The organism is Psychrobacillus soli, assembly GCF_006861775.1.
Taxonomy (GTDB): Bacteria; Bacillota; Bacilli; order Bacillales_A; family Planococcaceae; genus Psychrobacillus; species Psychrobacillus soli.
Genome location: NZ_VDGG01000002.1, coordinates 125742 through 146009 on the forward strand (window position 1 = coordinate 125742; position 20268 = coordinate 146009).

Consider the following 20268-nt stretch of genomic DNA (forward strand, 5'->3'; position numbering starts at 1 on the left):
AGATTAATAATATAAAATGTTTTATAATAGTTATTTGTGGAAAAAAGAATTATAACTATATGAAACTTTTTTTATGAATTATTTTGTCGATTCTTGCAGGATTTTTCTTGTTTATCTCGAATTAATAACAGTAGCAAGTAAAGATGGTGAAATAATGACAAATCGTATAGAAGAAGAAGTTATCGAACAAGTTAGGAATAACACAGATATTGTCGATGTTGTTAGCGAATATGTTCAACTTACGAAACGAGGTAGAAATTATTTTGGTTTATGCCCATTTCATGGAGAACAAACACCATCTTTTTCAGTAACGCAAGAGAAACAGATTTTTCATTGTTTCGGGTGTGGTGCTGGTGGAAATGTAATTACATTTTTAATGGATATCGAAAATCTTTCTTTCCAAGATGCAGTAAGTAAACTTGGAAGCCGAATTGGAATTTCGATTGAAGAAAGTTCCTCCGATCATTCAGAAGTTAAAGCACCTGTCTCAAAAGAAGTATCCATTATGAAAAAAGCGCATGAATTTGCGAGCGATTATTTTCATCATTTATTACTTCATACGGAGGAAGGAGAAAATGCATTACATTACTTAGAGGAAAGAGGGTTTTCTACTGAAATTATCGAAAAGTACAAAATCGGCTGGTCATTACCTAATTGGGACGCTTTAACAACATTATTAGCACGAAAAGGTATGGATTTGCAAGAAATAGAGAAAACTGGGCTTATTATCCGAAAAGAAAATGAATTAAAGTATTTCGACCGTTTTAGGGGAAGAATTATGTTCCCTGTTTTGGATGAAACAGGACATGTCATTGCTTTCTCAGGAAGAATACTTGAAAAAAGTGAAAATGAAGCAAAATATTTAAATAGCCCTGAATCACCTATATTCCAGAAAAGCCAAGTACTTTATAATTTAGATAAAGCTCGCCTAGAAATTCGTAAACAACGAAACGTGGTTGTCTTTGAAGGTTTTCTGGATGTGATTGCAGCATCTACTGCAGGAATTTCCAATGGCATTGCAACTATGGGGACGGCTTTGACGTCTCAACATATTACAAAACTGAATAGATTGACTTCAAACGTCACATTATGTTATGACGGGGATAAAGCTGGTATGGAAGCAGCTAAAAGAGCAGCAATTGCATTGCAAGCTCAAAACATTCAAACAGAAATAGCAATTATACCGGATGCAATGGATCCAGATGATTATATTAAGAACTACGGGGAAGAAGCTTTTCGAACGAAAATTATGGAAAAGCCTCATTCTTATTTATCCTTTATGATGATTGTCTCGAAGCGTGATAAGAATTTTAATAATGAAAATGATACTTTACAGTATATTCAAGAAATATTGGAAATACTGAGTGAGAGAAATTCTTCTGTAGAGCGCGATTTGTACATTCGACAACTTTCACAAGAAACAAACGTTTCGGAAGATGCAATCTATCAACATTTACGAAAACTTCAAGGAAAAAAAGCTAAACAAGTTAAAAGTGAACCATCTATTCCTCAACCAACTAATCAGGAAATGACTAAAAAGAAGAGGACTATTTCGGCAGATGAAAGAGCAGAACGAATGTTACTTTCTCATATGTTGCACAATGCACAAATAATTGATATTGCACGAAATAATGCTGGAGATCCATGTTTTATAAGAGATGCATACGAAGCAGTTTATGTGCGCTTAACTGGATTTTATGAACAGTATCCAGATGGAGATTATCAGCGATTTTTAGAAGTACTTAATGATGCACAACTTAGAAATATAGTTATGGAAGCTGCGCTCTCAGAACGTGATCCAGAGCATGAAACAGAGGAAGTCATGGACTGCTTGCGCCATATTCGAAAATACCGGATAGAGCAACAAATTGAGCGGAAATTACATGAAGCAAAAGAGGCTGAAAAAATGGCGGATATGACAAAAGCTTTGCAACTTGCTCAAGAAGCTATTCAGTTAAAAAAGTCGTTAGCAACTTTTGAATAAACATCCGGTAGCAAAAGGAGGATTTCTTATGGCGGACAAGTCTGAACGTACAAAAGAAACGGATATTGAATTATCATTAGAAGAAGCAAAAAAACAATTAATCGAATTAGGTAAAAAAAATGGTGAGTTAACGTATCATGATATTGCGGAAAAACTAGCTCATTTTGAATTGGAATCGGATCAGATAGAAGAATTTATCGATCATTTAGAAGGTAAAGAAATTGAACTTAGCCGAAAAGATGGCGATGAAGAAGATTTAGATCGTTTGATGAAAGGGAAAGAAGAAACTTTCGACTTAAATGATTTAAGTGTGCCACCTGGCGTAAAAATTAATGATCCGGTTCGTATGTATTTAAAAGAAATCGGACGTGTGGATCTACTTAAAGCATCTGAAGAAATTGCACTTGCGGAAAGAATCGAACAAGGGGATGAAGAAGCTAGAAAACGTCTAGCAGAAGCAAACCTTCGTCTAGTAGTAAGTATTGCAAAGCGTTATGTAGGTCGTGGAATGCTGTTCTTAGATTTAATCCAAGAAGGAAATATGGGACTTATTAAAGCAGTAGAAAAGTTTGATCACCGTAAAGGGTTCAAATTTAGTACGTATGCTACTTGGTGGATTCGACAAGCGATTACTCGTGCCATTGCAGACCAAGCTCGTACTATCCGTATTCCAGTGCATATGGTTGAAACGATCAATAAATTAATTCGTGTACAAAGACAATTACTGCAAGACTTAGGTCGCGAGCCTTCTCCAGAAGAAATTGGAGAAGAAATGGACTTACCTCCAGAAAAAGTACGCGAAATTCTAAAAATTGCACAAGAGCCAGTTTCTTTAGAAACGCCTATTGGAGAAGAAGACGATTCGCACTTAGGCGATTTTATCGAAGATGCGGATGCTCAATCCCCTTCAGATCATGCTGCGTATGAACTATTAAAAGAACAATTAGAAGATGTGTTAGATACATTAACAGATCGTGAAGAAAATGTACTACGCCTTCGATTCGGCTTAGATGATGGTCGTACGAGAACGCTTGAGGAAGTAGGCAAAGTATTTGGTGTAACACGAGAACGTATTCGTCAAATCGAAGCGAAAGCACTGCGTAAACTTCGTCATCCTTCTCGCAGTAAACGTCTAAAAGATTTCTTAGAATAATTTTCAGAAGAGACATCCTTGTAGGGTGTCTTTTTCTGTTTTATACTTATGGTTAACTGTCAGATGAAATGAGGACGAGCAATGTCAGTGCAGCGTAAGCAAATTATTATTAACGAAATTGCGTTTTGGAAGAAAAACAAACTTCTTCCAGAACATTATTGTGACTTTCTAACCGCGCTTTACGCACAGGGAGAAGAGGTAGGGGATGAGAGGAAAGAGAATTATTCCCAAGCAATATTGGCGAAAGAAAAAAAGAACAATACTTTTTTTTACGTGATACTCGGATTTATTACAGTCCTATTAATAGCATCACTAGTACTAATAACAACTGCCGCATTTATTCCCATTATTGTTACCGGAATGGCGATATTCGCATTTTTATACATAGCTATTAAACTGGCAAAAACAAAATCGGTGATGACACCCTTATTATTTGTTTTTTCAGCCCTATTACTTTTAGGAATATCATTTAAAGTATGGGACGTTTATTTTATTGATTATCCTTTCGTTTTAATTGGATTAATGATCGGGAATTGCTTACTATGGTTGTTTTCAGGATTGCTTTTGAAACTTGTATATTTTAGTGTTTCAGGCATTGTTGGATTAGTACTTATTTTAGTTTACTTATTTAAATTTTATTTATAATTGTTCAAACGTCAACAGACTCGAATGTTGGCGTTTTTTATTATTTATCTTGACTCTAATCTATTAATTTTTTGTGTTAAATAATACTGTTGATTTCCAATCACTCATAAAAGAAAGGACATCTAAAAGAGAATAAGATTTATACATTTTAAGTGTGTATTGTCACTTGTACTGTGAGTGATAGGGAATGTTTTACATAAGGCAAGGTAGAGGGATAGACCTGTTAACTAGTAAGAATCTTGAAGAAGAGCATTTCTGCTAATTTTCTTCTGCTGGTAAAAGAGTATACGACAAAGAATAGTTAGCATCTCTTGCATAGAGGAGCTACTTGGGCACCCGAAATTGCATCTTCGGGTGCTTCCTTTATAAGTTGGAAAGTGTTTTTTCACTAATTATCCTAAAAGATCTTAACCTTAATCGTACTGTTTGAGGAGGGCTACGGACAGACAAGCGCAATAAGATTACCGAGAAAAGAGTGGCTGGTCGTGACGTCAATCACGACCAGCCACTAAAAAAACAAACGGTAATAATATAGCTAAAAGTCTGTCCAAAGCCCCACGGAAACGATAGAAATAAGTTTTGACCCTAAATGGCGCTTTCGCTTTTCTTAATACGGTTGAGAACTTTTCAACATAGCCTACTTTTTTTATATAAATCTCCAAAATATTTTTATTTTCAGTATAATGAAATAGTAAGCGTTTTTATATTTACAAAGGGGATGGAAGAAATGAACTTTGATTTGACACAAGAACAAGCAATGATCCGTAAAACAATTCATGAATTTGCGGATGAAGTAGTTGCACCAGGTGCGATTGAGCGGGACAAAACGAAAGAGTTTCCAAAAGAAATCTTTAAACAGCTAGCCGACATGGGGATGATGGGTTTGCCGTTTGAAGAAGAGTATGGCGGAGCAGGAGCAGATACAGTAAGTTTCGCTATTGTGACAGAGGAACTGAGTCGCGCATGTGCTTCAACCGGAATTACTTACTCTGCACATATTTCACTTGGAGGAGCTCCTCTAAACTTGTTTGGAACGGAAGAACAAAAACAAAAGTATTTAGCACCAATTTGTACAGGAGAATCATTCGGAGCATTTGGGTTAACAGAACCGAATGCTGGATCGGATGCAGGCGGCACGCAAACGTCTGCAAAAGAAGATGGCAGCGACTTTGTTATTAATGGTAATAAGTCATTTATTACAAATGCTAGCTATGCCAAACATCTAGCTTTAACGGCAATAACGGATGTTAAGGATGGTAAAAAAGAAATATCAGCGATTATCGTACCAACAGATGCGGAAGGGTTTACGGTCATCGACAATTACGAAAAAATGGGGTTAAATGCCTCTAATACAACGGAATTAGTACTTGAAAATGTTCGAGTACCGCAAGAAAACTTGCTTGGGAAACGTGGCAATGGATTTAGACAATTTTTAGTGACGCTTGATGGCGGGCGAATTGGTATAGGAGCGATGGCAGTTGGAATTGCACAGGGTGCATTTGATCGTGCATTACGTTATTCAAAAGAACGTAAACAATTTGGAAAAACCCTTTCTGAATTCCAAGTAACGCAATTTAAGTTAGCAGATATGGCGATGAAAATCGAATTAGCTCGAACAATGGTATATAAAGCGGCATGGCTGAAAGACCAAGGACGGGCATTTGGAAAAGAAGCTGCTATGTGCAAACTGTATGCGTCTGAAATTGCGATGGAAGTGGCAGATCAAGCGATTCAAATTCATGGTGGATATGGCTACATGAAAGAATATGAAGTAGAACGATTCATGAGAGATGCAAAATTGCTTGAAATTGGAGAAGGAACATCTGAAGTGCAGCGCATGGTAATCGCAAGACATATTGGTTGCTAAGTCGAAATTATGTCTAAAATGTCACAAAGAAATAAAACTTCCTCTTTAAGACTTTTCGTTTTCGGTAGAATGCAGTACAATATTAGTGTTGACTAATTCTATTTAGAAAAGTATGTATCAAGAGGGAGGGTAAATTATGAATAAGAATCCAATTATTCCATTTATACTAATTATGGCATTTGGAATTGGTTTAATTTTCTTCTTATCAATGGAAGGCGTAAGCAACAAAGAAGAGATGGCTCAAAACGAAGAAGCTACTGAAGGCGGTGAAACCGCATCGGCTGGCGAGTTCGATCCGGAAGCACTTGCACAAGGTAAATGTATCGGATGTCATGGTAATAGCTATGAAGGACAAGGTGCTTTCCCGTCACTAGTAGGAACGCCTCTTTCAGAAGATGAAATCAAAGACGTGTTAGCGAATGGTAAAGGTGCAATGCCAGGTGGCTTAGTACCAGCTGAAAACATTGATGCTATGGCTGCGTGGGTTAAATCTTTAGAATAGTATCATTTTCAAAAAGACCTTCGATTCTGTAAAAGAATCGAGGTCTTTTTTACTTTTTGTTATAATGAAATCTGGAAGAGGTGTTTACTAATGAATGCAAAAAATTTATCGGAAAGATTGAAAACGGTCGCTTCCTTTGTTGAAAAAAATACGATTTTGGCGGATATTGGAAGTGATCATGCTTATTTGCCTTGTTATTTAGTACATACAGGTATTATTACACAAGGAATTGCAGGAGAAGTGGTAAAAGGTCCTTTTGAGTCGGCGCAAAAGCAAGTGAGAAGTGAAGGGCTAGAAAAACAAATAGATGTACGTTTTGGAAATGGACTAGAAGTTATTCAGCCAACTGACAAAGTGCAAACCATAACCATTGCAGGTATGGGAGGTCCACTTATTGCTTCCATATTAGAAGCTGGGAAAGAAAAGCTTAAAACAGTAGAAAATTTAATATTACAACCGAATGTGCATGCCAAAGCTATCCGGGACTGGGCGCAAAAAGAAAATTGGAAAATCGTGAACGAAACAATACTGGAAGAGCATGACAAAATTTACGAAATTATTGTACTTCAAAAAGGTCAAATGCAACTAACTGAACAAGAACTACTTGTTGGCCCATTTTTGACAAAAGAAAAATCAGCTATATTCCATAAAAAATGGTCAAATGAACTAAGCGAATGGCTACGAATCATGGACCAACTAAGTAAAACATCTGAGTCCCCTGAAGTACAACAGAAGAAAGAAGAGCTTGAAAGAAAAATTGCTTTAGTGAAGGAGTCGTTATAAAAATGAAGGAAACAAATGGTCAACAGATCATCTCTCTTTTTGAACAATGGGCACCAAAATCTCTAGCTGTCGTAGGTGATTCGATTGGACTCCAGGTAGGCACTTTGAATAAGACGATTTCTAAAGTACTTGTCACACTTGATGTAAACCCAAAAGTTGTACAAGAAGCGATAGAGCAGGGCTGTCAGTTAATCATTGCGCATCATCCCCCTATATTTCGCGGAATGAAAAATATGCGGACAGATTTGCCACAAGGAAAACTGATCGAACAATTAATCAAACATGATATTGCGGTATATGCAGCTCATACAAATCTCGATATAGCGACTGGCGGAGTAAATGATTTACTTGCAACTGCATTGCAACTAGAAAATGTGAAAATATTAGAGCAAACAACTGCTGAAAAGTTAATGAAATTAGCAGTATTCACGCCAAAAGAATCGACCGAACAAGTAAGAATGGCACTAGGGGATGCAGGAGCCGGTCAAATTGGTGATTATGCTAATTGTAGCTTCACTTCACAAGGAGAAGGACGATTTAAACCGTCTGAAAGTGCTGATCCTTATATTGGTAAAGCAAATGAGCTTGCTATTGTAGAAGAAGATAAAATTGAAGTAGTATTTCCAGTTTCGATAAAAAATCGTGTTTTAAAAGCTCTGCTTACGACACATCCGTATGAAGAGCCAGCGTATGATTTATACTTTCTGGACATTGAAGTGAACGAAAAAGGGCTTGGAAGAGTAGGAACACTGCCAAATCCGATTGTGCTTTCTGAATATGCACAAACAGTGAAACACCAATTACATGTTCCATTTGTTCGTGTAGTAGGAGAGTTGGATAAATCTGTCCAAAAGGTTGCAGTACTAGGTGGAGACGGAAATAAATACATTCAAACAGCAAAAAGAGCAGGTGCGGATGTATTGATAACAGGAGATATGTACTTCCATGTGGCGCAAGATGCCGAAGCAATTGGTCTGGCAATAATTGATCCTGGTCATCATATTGAGCAGATTATGAAGACAGGTGTAGCAAACTATATGAACACAGCATGTCATGATAAAAAACTTGCTTGTACATTTATCCCATCCAAACTGTCAACAGAACCATTTCAACTAATATAAAAAGAAGCTGCTTCTGGCAAGGGAAGCAGCTTCTTTTACTTATTTATTAACTGGATATGGTTCAATTCGATCTACAGGTTTTGGTACTTTAATTTTTGGTAATATTTTTTCCGGCATTACTTTTTTCGTTGTATCATGTGTTGTAGGATCATTTGGGTCGTACTTTTCTAAAAACTGAATAACTTCTTTCACAATTGGGGTTGGAGTAGATGCTCCAGCGGTAACCGCCACATGGTTTATATTTTCTAACCATTCTAGCTTAAGGTCCGAAACGTCTCCAATGCGATAAGAGGGAGTTCCAGCAATTTCCTCTGAAACTTGTGTCAATCTATTAGAATTATTACTCATCGGATCTCCAACAACGATAAGGAGTTCCGCTTCACCAGCTTGTTCCGCAACTGCTTCTTGTCGCACTTGCGTAGCAAGGCAAATTTCTTTATGCACATCAATATGCGGATACTTTTCGGTTAGCTTTTCCATTAAATGTACTACGTCCCATTGAGACATCGTTGTTTGATTCGTTACGAGTAATTTATCTGTTTCCAGCGTTAAGTTTTCAACATCTTCTAGCGTTTGAACAAGATGTACTTTGTCTGGGGCAACGCCAATCGCACCTTCTGGCTCTGGGTGACCTTTTTTTCCAATATAAATGATGTCAAAGCCTTCAGCTGTTTTTTCTCTTATCAAATCATGTGTCACCGTAACATCTGGACAAGTTGCATCAATAGAAACTAATCCTTTTTTACGAGCAAGTTCTTTTACTTCGGGAGATACCCCGTGTGCCGTAAATATTACAGTACCTTCGTCCACTTTGGAAAGAATATCTAAACGGTTTTCACCGTCTAACGTAATTATCCCATCTTGCTCAAAAGCATCTGTTACATGTTTGTTATGGACGATCATTCCTAAAATATATATTGGCCGAGGAAGAGAAGTGTCCAGTGCAGCATTTCGAGCAATGATCATTGCATCGACTACACCATAACAATATCCTCTAGGCGAAATTTTTTGTACAATCATATCAGAAACTCCCTTCAGGTTCGAACATACACCTATTATAACGGAGCCCTAGGATGAATACAAAAGTTTAAGTTTTTTCACTAGTAAACCAACTACTTAAATTCTAGAAAGGTGGTTGGAAAATACGTGGAAGGGAAGCCCCGTTTGTAACAGAAGAGGCAGTCCTTGCTACAGCAGAAGCAGCAGACGCTGTATTTGTAGTAGCTGCCGCTGCGGCTGCATTAGGAACGTTTTGAAACCCACGGTATAACTTTAATAGTGCAGGTACATTTTGAATCATTGGTGCATATTGCCTTACCATTGGAGTAAGCTGTTGAGCAGTATTTAAAAATTTGTCTGCCGTCTGTAAATAGGACATTGCTTTACTTGGCCCTTGTGCTGCCTGAGCAGCTTGAGTTGCTCCTTGGGCCATCCCTCCGAAGGGATTACTTGATTGCATCCTACCAGCCATATTTCCAATATTGCCTAAAAAGTTACCTGTTGGACTATTTGGGCCCATATTGGAGGCTAAATTCCCAATGTTACTCAGAAATCCCCCGCCTTGGCTAGTAGGTGCGGTAGGAGCGGAAAAGTTTCCTGCACCACCACCAAAAAATCCTCCAGCAGGCGGAGAAGGTGGAATGTTAGGTGCCCCTGTAAAGTTTAAAAAGCCCCCACCGGTGTTTCCGGCTTGTGAAAACGGATAAAAAGATTCATAGCGCATTTTTTCATCTCCTTTCGAACAAATAAAGACTAATCTATTCTATGCAAATTATACGTTTTATGTACAATCGTGGTACAATAAAGAAATGTGAGGGAGGGACTAAAATGTCCAAATATACAGATTATAATTTTCAGCCTTTTTTACAAAATGCAATTGATAAATTAGGCTTCCAAGAACCAACGCCAATTCAAAAAGAAATCATTCCTTTGGTGTTAAAAGGGAAAAGCGCGATTGGTCAAGCACATACTGGAACAGGAAAAACACATAGTTTTTTGATCCCAATTGTTGAAAAAATAGATGCTAGTAAACAAGAAGTACAAGCAATTATTACATCACCAACAAGAGAGCTTGCAACCCAAATTTATAAAGAGTTGAACAAGCTAGTAGAAGGTACGGAGATTCAAACGAAATTATTTATAGGTGGTACAGACAAAGTACGTTCCATCGAAAAGTTAAAAACACAGCCGCAAATTGTCGTAGGTACACCAGGAAGACTTCGTGATTTAACCGTAGAACAAGCATTACTCGTGCATACTTCGAAAATTTTAGTAGTCGATGAAGCAGACTTAGCATTCGACTTAGGATTTATCAATGAAATCGATCAGTTCGCATCTCGTATGCCAGAGCAACTGGAAATGTATGTATTCTCTGCAACGATTCCGGAGAAACTACAACCTTTCTTGAAAAAATATATGGATGCACCCGTTCATATTAAAATCGGAGACAAACGACCGGTTGCAGAAGGCATTGATTTTACTGTCGTGCCAGTGCGTAGTAAATCACGGAAAAAACGCTTACTTGAGGTTATGGAAGGGATCAATCCATATTTAGCGATTATTTTTGCCAATACAAAGCAAAATGCAAACGAAGTAGCGTATTTCTTACAAGAAAATGGGATGAAAGTCGGCGTAGTGCACGGAGATATTGCTCCTCGTGAACGTATACGTGTCATGAAGCAAATTCATGATCTAGAATTCCAATATATCGTCGCAACCGATCTGGCAGCACGAGGGATTGATATTCCGGGTGTAAGCCATGTGATTAACTATGAAATTCCGGATGATTTAGAGTTTTTCATACACCGTGTAGGAAGAACGGCACGTGCAGGACTTACTGGTTCAGCCATCACCCTATATGAGCCTTCGGATGAAGATGCGTTAAATCGTATCGAAAAGATGGGAGTTACATTCGAACATAAAGATGTGATTAATGGCGAATGGTCTGAGTTAAAAGAAAGACATGCCCGTAAAAATCGTCCGAAAATGGAAAATGAAATAGATGCAAAAGCAAAAGCGCTAGTGCGTAAACCGAAAAAAGTAAAACCTGGTTATAAACGCAATATGAAATGGGAAATGGATAAAGTGAAGAAAAGAGAACGTCGCATTAAAAACCGTAAGAAATAAGGGGGATATACCAATGCTATTAGGTTCACATGTTTCGATGAGTGGAAAAGAAATGCTTCTTGCATCTAGCAAAGAAGCAGCTTCTTATGGTGCAAATACATTTATGATTTATACAGGAGCACCTCAAAATACTCGTAGAAAACCAATAGAAGAATTGAATATTGAAGCCGGATTGCAACATATGAAAGAAAACGGAATATCCAATATTGTTGTACATGCTCCGTATATTATCAATTTAGGGAATACAACAAAACCAGAGACATTCGCACTTGGCGTCGATTTTCTTCAAAAAGAAGTAGAACGAACTGCTGCTATTGGGGCGACTCAAATTGTATTACATCCTGGTGCTCATGTTGGCGCTGGAGCAGAGGCAGGAATTGCTAGGATTGTGGAAGGATTAAACGAAGTATTATCCCAAGACTTCCCAGTACAAATTGCACTAGAGACGATGGCAGGTAAAGGTTCGGAATGTGGTCGTACATTTGAAGAGCTTGCCCAAATTATTGATGGCGTTGTAAATAACCATCGTCTATCCATTTGTCTAGACACATGTCATATACACGACGCTGGATATGATGTCGTAAATGACTTTGATGGTGTGTTAAATGAGTTTGACAAAACTATTGGACTTGATCGTTTAAAAGTACTCCATATCAATGATAGTAAAAATGTACGTGGAGCAGCAAAAGACCGACATGAAAATATTGGGTTTGGAGAAATTGGTTTTGAAGCATTATTGCATGTCGTGCATCATCCACAATTGACGGAAATTCCAAAAATTTTAGAAACGCCTTTTGTTGGAATAGATGCAAAAACAAAACAAGCTCCTTACAAAATAGAAATCGATATGCTTCGTTCCAAATCATTTAATCCTGAAGCAATTGATGCATTACGTTAATAAATTTAGTGCCCTCTTCTAGCGAAAAGAAGAGGGTGCTTTTTCGATTATTTCTTTATACAGAGCTGTGGCACGTTTTTCCCCGAGCAATGTGATAAGCTTTTGTTGGATAGGAAGAGGAACCCCAAGCACAAGCCAAGACAATGATATTTCTTGGAGAAGAGGATGAACTCCTTTTATTTCTTGGTCGGATAATTGAATATCAAATCCTTGTAAAATAGTTTTAAATTCTTTTCTAGAACAGCTTTGTAATTGTAGAATAAACTTCGCAATATCCATCTAAACACCCTTTCAAGTATTCTTTATTTACATAGGACAAGTTTTCCTCTATACTTGAGTATTGTAAATCGTAACGATTATGAATTAGAATAGAGGAAATTAAACATGGCTACACCATTAATAAAATTAGACAATATATCGTACCAATATGAACAAACAAAAGCGTTAACAGATATAAATTTAACAATTGAAGAAGGAGACTTTTTAGCAATCATTGGACCAAATGGATCTGGAAAGTCAACATTATTAAAAATAATACTTGGGTTACTGAAGCCGACAAAAGGGGATGTGCTCCTTTTTGGTAAACCCGTCAATCAATTCAAAGAAAAAGAAAGAATCGGCTATGTTTCCCAAAAATCGAATGCTTTCAATACAGGTTTTCCTGCAACCGTAGAAGAAGTTGTACGAAGTGGCCTAGTGAAAAAAATCGGTTTATTTCATCGATATCCGAAAAATGTGCAAAAAGAAGTAAGGCAAGCTCTAAAATCAGTAGGAATGGAAAACTTCGCAAATCATAACATTGGAGATTTATCTGGTGGCCAACAACAGCGTGTATTTATTGCCAGAGCATTAATAAGTAATCCAAAGGTATTAATACTCGATGAGCCGACGGTTGGTGTGGATAGCAAAAATGTTCGTTCATTTTATCTTATGTTAACGCACTTAAATCGGGAACATAAGATTACAATTGTTTTAGTAACGCATGATGTGGATGCTGTATCGAAAAGTATTAGTCATGTAGCATGTCTGAATCGGACGATTCATTTTCATGGATTTAAAAATGACATGGATACGATGAGTGATGAGCAGTTAGAAGCATGGTACGGACATGCAGTACGAAAAGTGGAACATCGAAATGAGGTGCAAGTATGATAGAATCGATACTTCGCTATGAGTTTCTTCAAAATGCGTTTGCGTCTGGTTTAATCATCGGTGTAATTGCACCCCTTCTTGGGGTATTCATCGTTGTGCGGAGGCTTTCTCTTATTGCAGATGCGTTAAGTCATGTCACGCTAGCAGGTATCGCAGGAAGCTTGTATATAAGTCAGTCAATTGGTGCGCTAGCCCTATTAAATCCTCTGTATTTAGGAATTGCAGCATCGGTGACAGGTTCTTTGTTTATCGAGCGTCTTCGCAGATTATATAAACATTATGAAGAACTTGCTATTCCTATTATTATGTCAGCTGGTCTTGGTTTTGGAGCTATTTTTATCTCTCTTGCTGAAGGATTTAGCTCGGATTTATTTAGTTATTTATTTGGCTCTGTATCTGCTGTTAGTCGCCAAGATTTATGGATTGTAGTGATCATTGCTGTCATTGTTATTTTATTTTTGTGTATATTTTTTAAAGAATTATTTGTACTGTCTTTTGATGAAGAGTATGCGAAGGCATCTGGTCTTCCGGCAAAATGGATACATGTGTTATTTATGGTCGTGACGGCATTAGTAATTGCGGGATCTATGCGCATAGTTGGAATATTACTCGTTTCGTCCTTAATGACTTTGCCGGTTGCTGCGGCGATGCGTATTTCTAAAAGTTTTAAACAAGCGATCTTTTTCTCGATTACATTTGGAGAATTGGCGGTCATTATAGGCTTAGTAAGCGCATTTTATTTAGATTTAGCGCCTGGCGGTACTATCGTCGTGACATCAATTATTATCTTACTTCTTACAATTTTATCGAAAAAATGGACGAAGAAGGGAGTTCTTTCGCAGTGAATATTGAAAAAGCATGGGAAATTCTAAAAAAAGAAGGCTTTAAAAAAACGGATAAACGAGAACAAATTTTAGAAATTTTTTCACAAACGGAGAAATATATTACAGCAAGGGATATTTTAGATGTGATGATGGCAGAACATCCAGGGATGAGTTATGATACGATTTATCGAAACTTAAGTACATTTGTGGATTTAGGTATTTTAGAAGAAACAGAGCTTACTGGAGAAAAACATTTTAGAATGCAATGCGAAGCAGATCACCATCATCATCATTTTATATGCATGTCCTGTGGGAATATTAAAGAGATTCATTATTGCCCGATGGAAACACTTCAAAATGCAATTCCAGGGTATCAAATTGAAAATCATAAGTTTGAGATTTACGGAAACTGTCCGGAATGTCATTAAAAAAACCTCGCCAAACATTGATTTGGCGAGGTTTTATTGTTCTTTTATCATTTGTCTTAATTTTAAAAGGACTTATTTTGGCAATGCAAATTCCTTTTCAATCCAGTTGTTTGCTTCGATCCAATTATTCACACGAATGACTCCGGTTGGAGCAGGTTGTTGATTGTACGGTGTGTTAAACAATAATACGGGAATGTCTAATTCTTCATGTATTTCAACCGCATTATCATGTTTGTCTTCAAAGAAGACGTGCACTCCATATTTTCGAGCGGTTTCGATTTTTTTATGTGTACCGATTAATTCGATATGATCGTAAAGCAACTCTTGCTCTTTAAACCAGTTCAGCGTAACATCCATTACATTTTCCCCGCGGGCAGAGATGAAAAACAGCTCATATTTTTCTTTCCACGCAGACAATACTGCATGAGCATCTTGTTGAATAGGGGAGGTTGCATAAATAGTTGCTTCTGATTTTTTAAACCACTCATAAAACTCTAATTCAGTAACTGGAAATGCTTTTGTTAAATCATATTCTTTAATATCACTTAATTGTAGATCACATTTAAATGCTTCATTAATATGTGGAAGCAAAGAAGTAGGGCATGTTACAGTCCCGTCTATATCGATTCCGAATCGAATATTCGTCATATTCCCGACTCCTTACGCTTTTTGTTTTTCTAGTTCTTGCTGTGCAAAATATTCTGCTGCAATTTTATCGATTTCAATTTTTAGTTCTTCAACCATTGTTTCTTCTGGTACTTTACGTACTGTTTTTCCTTTACGGAATAATAGACCTTCTCCGCGCGCTCCCGCAATCCCGATATCTGCTTCACGTGCTTCACCAGGGCCGTTAACTGCACAGCCTAATACTGCAACTTTGATAGGTGCTTTAATATGAGAGATGTATTCTTCTACTTCATTTGCAATAGAAATCAAATCGATTTCAATACGTCCGCAAGTAGGGCAAGAGATTAAAGTTGCTGCATTAGATGATAAGCCAAATACTTTTAATAACTCACGAGCTACTTTGATTTCTTCCACAGGATCTGCGCTTAAAGATACACGTAGCGTATTACCAATTCCCATAGATAGTAATGTACCTAAACCTGCAGCACTTTTAATAGATCCAGCGAAAAGTGTACCTGACTCTGTAATACCTAGATGTAACGGGTAGTCAAATGCTTGAGATGCTTTTCTATATGCTTCTACTGCTAAATTTACGTCCGATGCTTTCATCGATACGATAATATCGTGAAAATCTAAGTCTTCTAAAATTTTAATATGATGTAGAGCACTTTCTACCATACCATCTGCAGTTGGGTAACCATATTTTTCTAGAATTTTCTTCTCTAAAGAACCGGCATTTACTCCAATACGAATTGGAATCCCTTTTGCTTTTGCTGCATTCACAACTGCTTCCACTTTCTCTTTACGCCCGATATTACCCGGGTTAATACGAATTTTATCTGCACCTTGCTCAATTGCAATCAGCGCAAGTTTATAGTCAAAATGGATATCCACTACTAGCGGTATATTAATTCGTTTTTTAATTGCTCCGATCGAATTTGCAGCGCGTTCATCTGGACAAGCAACACGAACGATTTGACAACCAGCTTCTTCTAATCGCAAAATTTCTGCAACGGTCGCTTCCACATCATGTGTTTTAGTCGTCGTCATACTTTGGATAAATAGTTCGTCACTGCCACCTATTGTTAAGTCTCCAACTCGAACTGGACGAGTTTTCGAACGATGAATTATTTCACTCATGTAATTCTCTCCTTCTCGAGGCTTTATGCCATCACTACGATCATTTTATCAGTCTTTAGAAGGTATTGACAAGGAAGAAACCTCTTTTTCTAATTTTTACATTGTGCAGGTGTTGTATACACTGGCAAAAGTACATGCTCACCTGCGATAAAACTTTGATTGATCAGATGTGGATTCAATGTATAAAAATCATTTAATCTCTCTGTAAAAGAAATGGGCTCTTGCGTTGGATACAGTGAAAATAAAGAGTAAATCGTATCTCCTCCAACGATTTCGATTGATATATAATCGAGTGTTTCTACACATTCTTCTTTTGATGACTCTACAGGATAATAAGCAAGTGGGATTGTACCTTCGAATAGATCTACTTTCACTATATAGAACGAGATTAAGAGTAAGATAGTTGCAACGAATATTTTCATAAAAAAACCCCCTTGTCCTACTGTATGCATGACAAAAGGGGGTTATGCCTATCTTTTAATCGGATAGTATTTAGTAGCGAGGACTATATACACAAACGTGATTATATAAACTACTATTTGCACATAGCTACTTGTCCACTGAAGCAATGTTGCTAAAATGGAAAGTAGCATCGGAACTGTACTGGCAAAAAGAGTTGTTCGCCAAATATGTCGATATTCTCCTCTTCGTTTTCTTAAATAGAGAATACCGCTCCCGATGTACGCGAATATACTTATTTGTACAAAGATTAATACTGTATTAAGCACAAATAAAAATACAAATGCAAAGGGGTAGAGTAGCCACTGGATTTTAGAAAAGTATTCCAGTAATCCTTCCATAGTTGTTTGCTGATCGGATATTCCACTCGTAAAAAAAACGAATGAAATAAGGCTCATCATGAAAATATAGCTAAATATGTATTGCATTACTTTTCCTATCGGAATAAGTCGAAACGCCGCGATTTTTTTCGGACTATGTAAACTAGCTTTGAAAATTTGATATAAATTCACAAACGTCACCCTTTCCTACTAATTTTAGCATCTTTCAATAGAAGGAGACAAAAGAAAGGTGTGGCAATTGTAAAGAAATTATTAATATGTATACTTTAGCTTTACATTTCCTTTATACTTTATACATAATGCAATCTAAAACATGCGAAATTTGTCGAAACAGGAGTTGAATTACGACATGGAGCTGAATTGGCAAGAGATGCTCTTTGAGTTTTTTGGTGGATTAGGGATATTCTTATTCGCCATTAAGTTTATGGGTGACGGTTTACAAAAAACCGCTGGAAATAAATTACGAGATTTATTGGACCGGTATATCACCAATCCACTATCGGGGGTTGCTGTAGGTATACTTTTTACTTTGTTAATCCAATCAAGTAGCGGTACGATTGTAATTATAATAGGACTAGTTAGCGCAGGTTTTATGACACTAAGACAATCTATAGGTGTCATTATGGGTGCTAATATAGGGACAACGGTGAAAGCTTTTGTCATTGGTTTTGATATTGGCGAGTATGCACTTCCTATCATGGCAATCGGAGCTTTTTTAATTTTCTTATTTAAAAAGAAGTCTATGCAAAATATTGGGGAGATCATCTTCGGTTTTGGTGGTCTATTTTTAGGATTGGAATTAATGACAAGTGGGATGAGCCCGCTTCAGCATTTATCTTCTTTTACGGGTTTCACTTTAAAGATGAGTGAAGATCCGCTATTAGGTGTTATTGCTGGTACAGTTATGACAATGCTTATCCAAAGTTCAAGTGCATCCGTAGCATTTTTGCAAGGGTTTTATTCGGAGGGGTTAATTTCTTTACATGGTGCATTACCCATTTTATTTGGTGATAATATAGGTACCACTATTACAGCGATTCTTGCTTCTATTGGAGCTTCGGTAAGTGCAAGGAGAACTGCTGCTGCACATGTTCTGTTTAATGTAGTTGGAGCAATTGTATTTCTTATTTTCTTAACCCCTTTTACGTTGTATATGGAGTGGGTAGCGGACGTGCTTTCATTAGAGGATAAAATGCAAATTGCATTTGCACACGGAACGTTTAATGTAGTGAATGTTATTCTTCAGTTTCCCTTAATAGGTGCTTGGATTTACTTATTAGTAAAAGTCTTGCCTGGAGAAGATGTCAATTCAAAATACAAACCGAAACATTTAGAGGAAGATTTCATCGAAGAATCCCCGTCGATTGCTATTGGACAAGCAAAAGAAGAAATATTGCGTATGGGAGAATTTAGTGTACAAGGGTTAGAAAAAACATATGATTATTTAAGAAATGGACATCAACATGATGCAGAAGAAGCGTATCGATTAGAAGATGCGATTAATCATCTAGATAAGAAAATAACCAATTATTTAGTGAAGATATCTTCCCAACCGCTTTCAAGTCAAGATTCAACTAGGCATTTTATGTTATTAGGTACAGCGCGTGATATCGAACGGATAGGCGATCATTTTGAAAATATTATCGAATTGATTGATTATCAAGGGGAACAACGCCTTCAATTAACCTCAGATGCTTTAGAAGATATTTCAGAGATGTTTGAGTTGACTATTAATACGGTAAAAAAAGCATTAGAGGCATTAGATTTAAATAATGACCAATTAGCACGTGAAGTGGTGGAACAAGAACAAGTTATTGATCGAATGGAACGTCAATTTAGAAAAAATCATATTATTCGTTTGAATGAAAGATTATGTAGTGGTCATGCAGGAGTAATGTTCGTGGATATTTTAAGTAATTTAGAAAGGATAGGGGATCACTCTATGAATATCGCAGATTCGGTCTTAGGCAAACGTATATGATCGAAATTATTGGATGGATTTTAATCGTTGCTAGTTTTGTAGTGGCTTATATCGGAACGTTTTATCCAATTATTCCATCGGTAGTTTTCATACTGCTTGGGTATGTTTTATATGGGCTATTTTTCTCTTTTACGGAGCTAAGTTGGTTATTTTGGGTAATTCAGGCGCTATTTATTGTTTTACTGTTTAGTGCGGACATGGCTGCCAATGCTTTTGGGGTAAAGAAGTTTGGAGGCACGAAAGCAGGAGTATGGGGCAGTACAATCGGGCTACTTTTCGGACCGTTTGTTATTCCGGTCGCCGGCATTTTAATCGGACCATTTCTAGGAGCTGTGCTTGCAGAATTAATCGTCACGAGAGAAGGCTTGAAACAGGCGGTGAAATCTGGAGTGGGTTCATTGATCGGATTTTTAACATCTTCTGTTGTGAAAATCGTTATTCTGACTGTGATGCTTGGTATTTTTATCTTTTTTATCTAAATTCGGTCAAAAGTATGAGATTAAATTAAGTTCTTTTCGTTGATGGATTACTTTTATTTTGATACGCTAATATACGGAAAGAATTTTCTAAAATATTCTTTAGGAGGAAACAAACATGGCATACGAATTACCACATTTACCTTACGCGTACGACGCACTAGAACCACATATCGATAAAGAAACGATGAATATTCATCATACGAAACACCATAACACATATGTAACGAACTTAAACAATGCAGTAGCAGGTAAAGCAGACTTAGAAGGCAAATCAGTAGAAGAGTTAATTGCTAACTTAGATGCTCTTCCAGAAGATATTAAAACAGCAGTTCGCAACAATGGTGGCGGACATGCTAACCACTCACTATTCTGGGAAATCCTTTCACCAAACGGTGGCGGAAATCCAACAGGTGAACTAGCTTCAGCAATCGAAGCAAAATTTGGTAGCTTTGAAGCTTTCAAAGAAGAGTTCGCTAAAGCTGCAACAACTCGTTTTGGCTCAGGTTGGGCTTGGCTATCTGTTGCTAACGGAGAATTAGAACTTTCTTCAACAGCTAACCAAGATTCACCAATCATGGAAGGTAAAACGCCAGTATTAGGATTAGACGTTTGGGAGCATGCTTACTACTTAAACTACCAAAACCGTCGCCCTGACTACATCGGATCTTTCTGGAATGTAGTAAACTGGGATGAAGTTTCTAAACGTTACGAAGCTGCTAAATAATTTCATCTAAAAAAGAAACTTAGCACACACTTTT

Annotated in this window: 22 protein-coding genes; 15 read left to right on the forward strand and 7 right to left on the reverse strand. The window is 37.1% G+C overall.

All coding sequences use genetic code 11. From position 1 onward, the window contains the following. Positions 1–154: 154 nt before the first annotated feature. The 7 genes from dnaG to FG383_RS01600 all read left to right on the forward strand — a co-directional run bounded on the left by dnaG (position 155) and on the right by FG383_RS01600 (position 8055). Positions 155–1984, forward strand: a complete 1830-nt coding sequence (gene dnaG / locus FG383_RS01570) for a DNA primase (protein ID WP_142605088.1) — start codon at positions 155–157, stop codon at positions 1982–1984. A gap of 28 nt (positions 1985–2012) precedes the next feature. Next, complete coding sequence (gene rpoD / locus FG383_RS01575) at positions 2013–3137, forward strand: RNA polymerase sigma factor RpoD (RefSeq protein WP_142538295.1); 1125 nt, start codon at positions 2013–2015, stop codon at positions 3135–3137. Positions 3138–3218: 81 nt separating this feature from the next. Next, complete coding sequence (locus FG383_RS01580) at positions 3219–3782, forward strand: hypothetical protein (protein WP_142605089.1); 564 nt, start codon at positions 3219–3221, stop codon at positions 3780–3782. A gap of 727 nt (positions 3783–4509) precedes the next feature. Beyond that, positions 4510–5649 (forward strand): acyl-CoA dehydrogenase family protein, encoded by a 1140-nt coding sequence (locus tag FG383_RS01585; protein WP_142605090.1) that lies wholly within the window; start codon positions 4510–4512, stop codon positions 5647–5649. A gap of 136 nt (positions 5650–5785) precedes the next feature. Then, entirely contained in the window at positions 5786–6151 is a 366-nt protein-coding gene (cccA, locus tag FG383_RS01590; RefSeq protein ID WP_142605091.1) for a cytochrome c550, read from the forward strand. 90 nt (positions 6152–6241) lie between these two features. Beyond that, positions 6242–6934 carry a tRNA (adenine(22)-N(1))-methyltransferase gene (locus FG383_RS01595; RefSeq protein WP_142605092.1) on the forward strand — a complete coding sequence of 231 codons (693 nt, stop codon included), beginning with the start codon at positions 6242–6244 and terminating at the stop codon, positions 6932–6934. Between the two features lie 2 nt (positions 6935–6936). Beyond that, positions 6937–8055 carry a Nif3-like dinuclear metal center hexameric protein gene (locus FG383_RS01600; protein WP_142605093.1) on the forward strand — a complete coding sequence of 373 codons (1119 nt, stop codon included), beginning with the start codon at positions 6937–6939 and terminating at the stop codon, positions 8053–8055. Positions 8056–8094: 39 nt separating this feature from the next. On the opposite strand, the gene FG383_RS01605 is transcribed toward FG383_RS01600, so the two are convergent. Next, positions 8095–9075 (reverse strand): 4-hydroxy-3-methylbut-2-enyl diphosphate reductase, encoded by a 981-nt coding sequence (locus FG383_RS01605; protein WP_142605094.1) that lies wholly within the window; start codon positions 9073–9075, stop codon positions 8095–8097. A gap of 103 nt (positions 9076–9178) precedes the next feature. After that, positions 9179–9778 (reverse strand): VrrA/YqfQ family protein, encoded by a 600-nt coding sequence (gene vrrA, locus FG383_RS01610; protein WP_142605095.1) that lies wholly within the window; start codon positions 9776–9778, stop codon positions 9179–9181. 104 nt (positions 9779–9882) lie between these two features. On the opposite strand from vrrA, the gene FG383_RS01615 reads away from it, so the two are divergent. Beyond that, positions 9883–11181, forward strand: coding sequence for a DEAD/DEAH box helicase (locus tag FG383_RS01615; protein ID WP_142605096.1), 1299 nt, complete (start codon positions 9883–9885; stop codon positions 11179–11181). 13 nt (positions 11182–11194) lie between these two features. Further along, complete coding sequence (locus FG383_RS01620; RefSeq protein WP_142605097.1) at positions 11195–12079, forward strand: deoxyribonuclease IV; 885 nt, start codon at positions 11195–11197, stop codon at positions 12077–12079. An 18-nt stretch (positions 12080–12097) separates the two neighbouring features. Here the strand turns inward: FG383_RS01620 and FG383_RS01625 are convergent, their stop codons facing one another. After that, the gene (locus FG383_RS01625) at positions 12098–12358 is read right to left on the reverse strand and encodes a hypothetical protein (RefSeq protein WP_142605098.1); all 261 of its coding nucleotides are present in this window, start codon (positions 12356–12358) and stop codon (positions 12098–12100) included. A 105-nt stretch (positions 12359–12463) separates the two neighbouring features. Here FG383_RS01625 and FG383_RS01630 point away from each other — a divergent pair, with 105 nt between their 5' ends. From FG383_RS01630 to FG383_RS01640, 3 genes are read left to right on the forward strand one after another with little or no spacing between them, the layout of a single operon-like run. Continuing rightward, complete coding sequence (locus FG383_RS01630; RefSeq protein ID WP_142605099.1) at positions 12464–13231, forward strand: metal ABC transporter ATP-binding protein; 768 nt, start codon at positions 12464–12466, stop codon at positions 13229–13231. Next, the gene (locus tag FG383_RS01635; protein WP_142605100.1) at positions 13228–14076 is read left to right on the forward strand and encodes a metal ABC transporter permease; all 849 of its coding nucleotides are present in this window, start codon (positions 13228–13230) and stop codon (positions 14074–14076) included. The genes FG383_RS01630 and FG383_RS01635 overlap by 4 nt, the downstream gene beginning before the upstream one ends. After that, on the forward strand, positions 14073–14483 hold the full coding sequence (locus tag FG383_RS01640) for a Fur family transcriptional regulator (protein ID WP_142605101.1): 411 nt from the start codon (positions 14073–14075) through the stop codon (positions 14481–14483). Before FG383_RS01635 ends, FG383_RS01640 begins: the two co-directional genes overlap by 4 nt. 72 nt (positions 14484–14555) lie before the next feature. Here the strand turns inward: FG383_RS01640 and FG383_RS01645 are convergent, their stop codons facing one another. The 4 genes from FG383_RS01645 to FG383_RS01660 form a co-directional block, all read right to left on the reverse strand. After that, the gene (locus tag FG383_RS01645; RefSeq protein ID WP_142605102.1) at positions 14556–15131 is read right to left on the reverse strand and encodes a hypothetical protein; all 576 of its coding nucleotides are present in this window, start codon (positions 15129–15131) and stop codon (positions 14556–14558) included. A gap of 12 nt (positions 15132–15143) precedes the next feature. Next, a complete protein-coding gene (gene ispG / locus FG383_RS01650) occupies positions 15144–16241 on the reverse strand; it encodes a flavodoxin-dependent (E)-4-hydroxy-3-methylbut-2-enyl-diphosphate synthase (RefSeq protein ID WP_185907816.1) in 1098 nt (365 codons plus the stop codon). Positions 16242–16339: 98 nt separating this feature from the next. Beyond that, the gene (locus tag FG383_RS01655) at positions 16340–16672 is read right to left on the reverse strand and encodes a hypothetical protein (RefSeq protein ID WP_142605104.1); all 333 of its coding nucleotides are present in this window, start codon (positions 16670–16672) and stop codon (positions 16340–16342) included. A gap of 48 nt (positions 16673–16720) precedes the next feature. Further along, on the reverse strand, positions 16721–17221 hold the full coding sequence (locus FG383_RS01660; protein WP_142605105.1) for a DUF1189 family protein: 501 nt from the start codon (positions 17219–17221) through the stop codon (positions 16721–16723). Between the two features lie 178 nt (positions 17222–17399). Between FG383_RS01660 and FG383_RS01665 the strand changes: the two genes are divergently transcribed. The 3 genes from FG383_RS01665 to FG383_RS01675 all read left to right on the forward strand — a co-directional run bounded on the left by FG383_RS01665 (position 17400) and on the right by FG383_RS01675 (position 20234). Beyond that, a complete protein-coding gene (locus FG383_RS01665; RefSeq protein ID WP_142605106.1) occupies positions 17400–19031 on the forward strand; it encodes a Na/Pi cotransporter family protein in 1632 nt (543 codons plus the stop codon). Continuing rightward, on the forward strand, positions 19031–19510 hold the full coding sequence (locus FG383_RS01670; RefSeq protein WP_142605162.1) for a DUF456 domain-containing protein: 480 nt from the start codon (positions 19031–19033) through the stop codon (positions 19508–19510). Before FG383_RS01665 ends, FG383_RS01670 begins: the two co-directional genes overlap by 1 nt. A gap of 115 nt (positions 19511–19625) precedes the next feature. Beyond that, positions 19626–20234, forward strand: coding sequence for a superoxide dismutase (locus tag FG383_RS01675; RefSeq protein ID WP_142605107.1), 609 nt, complete (start codon positions 19626–19628; stop codon positions 20232–20234). Positions 20235–20268 lie beyond the last annotated feature (34 nt).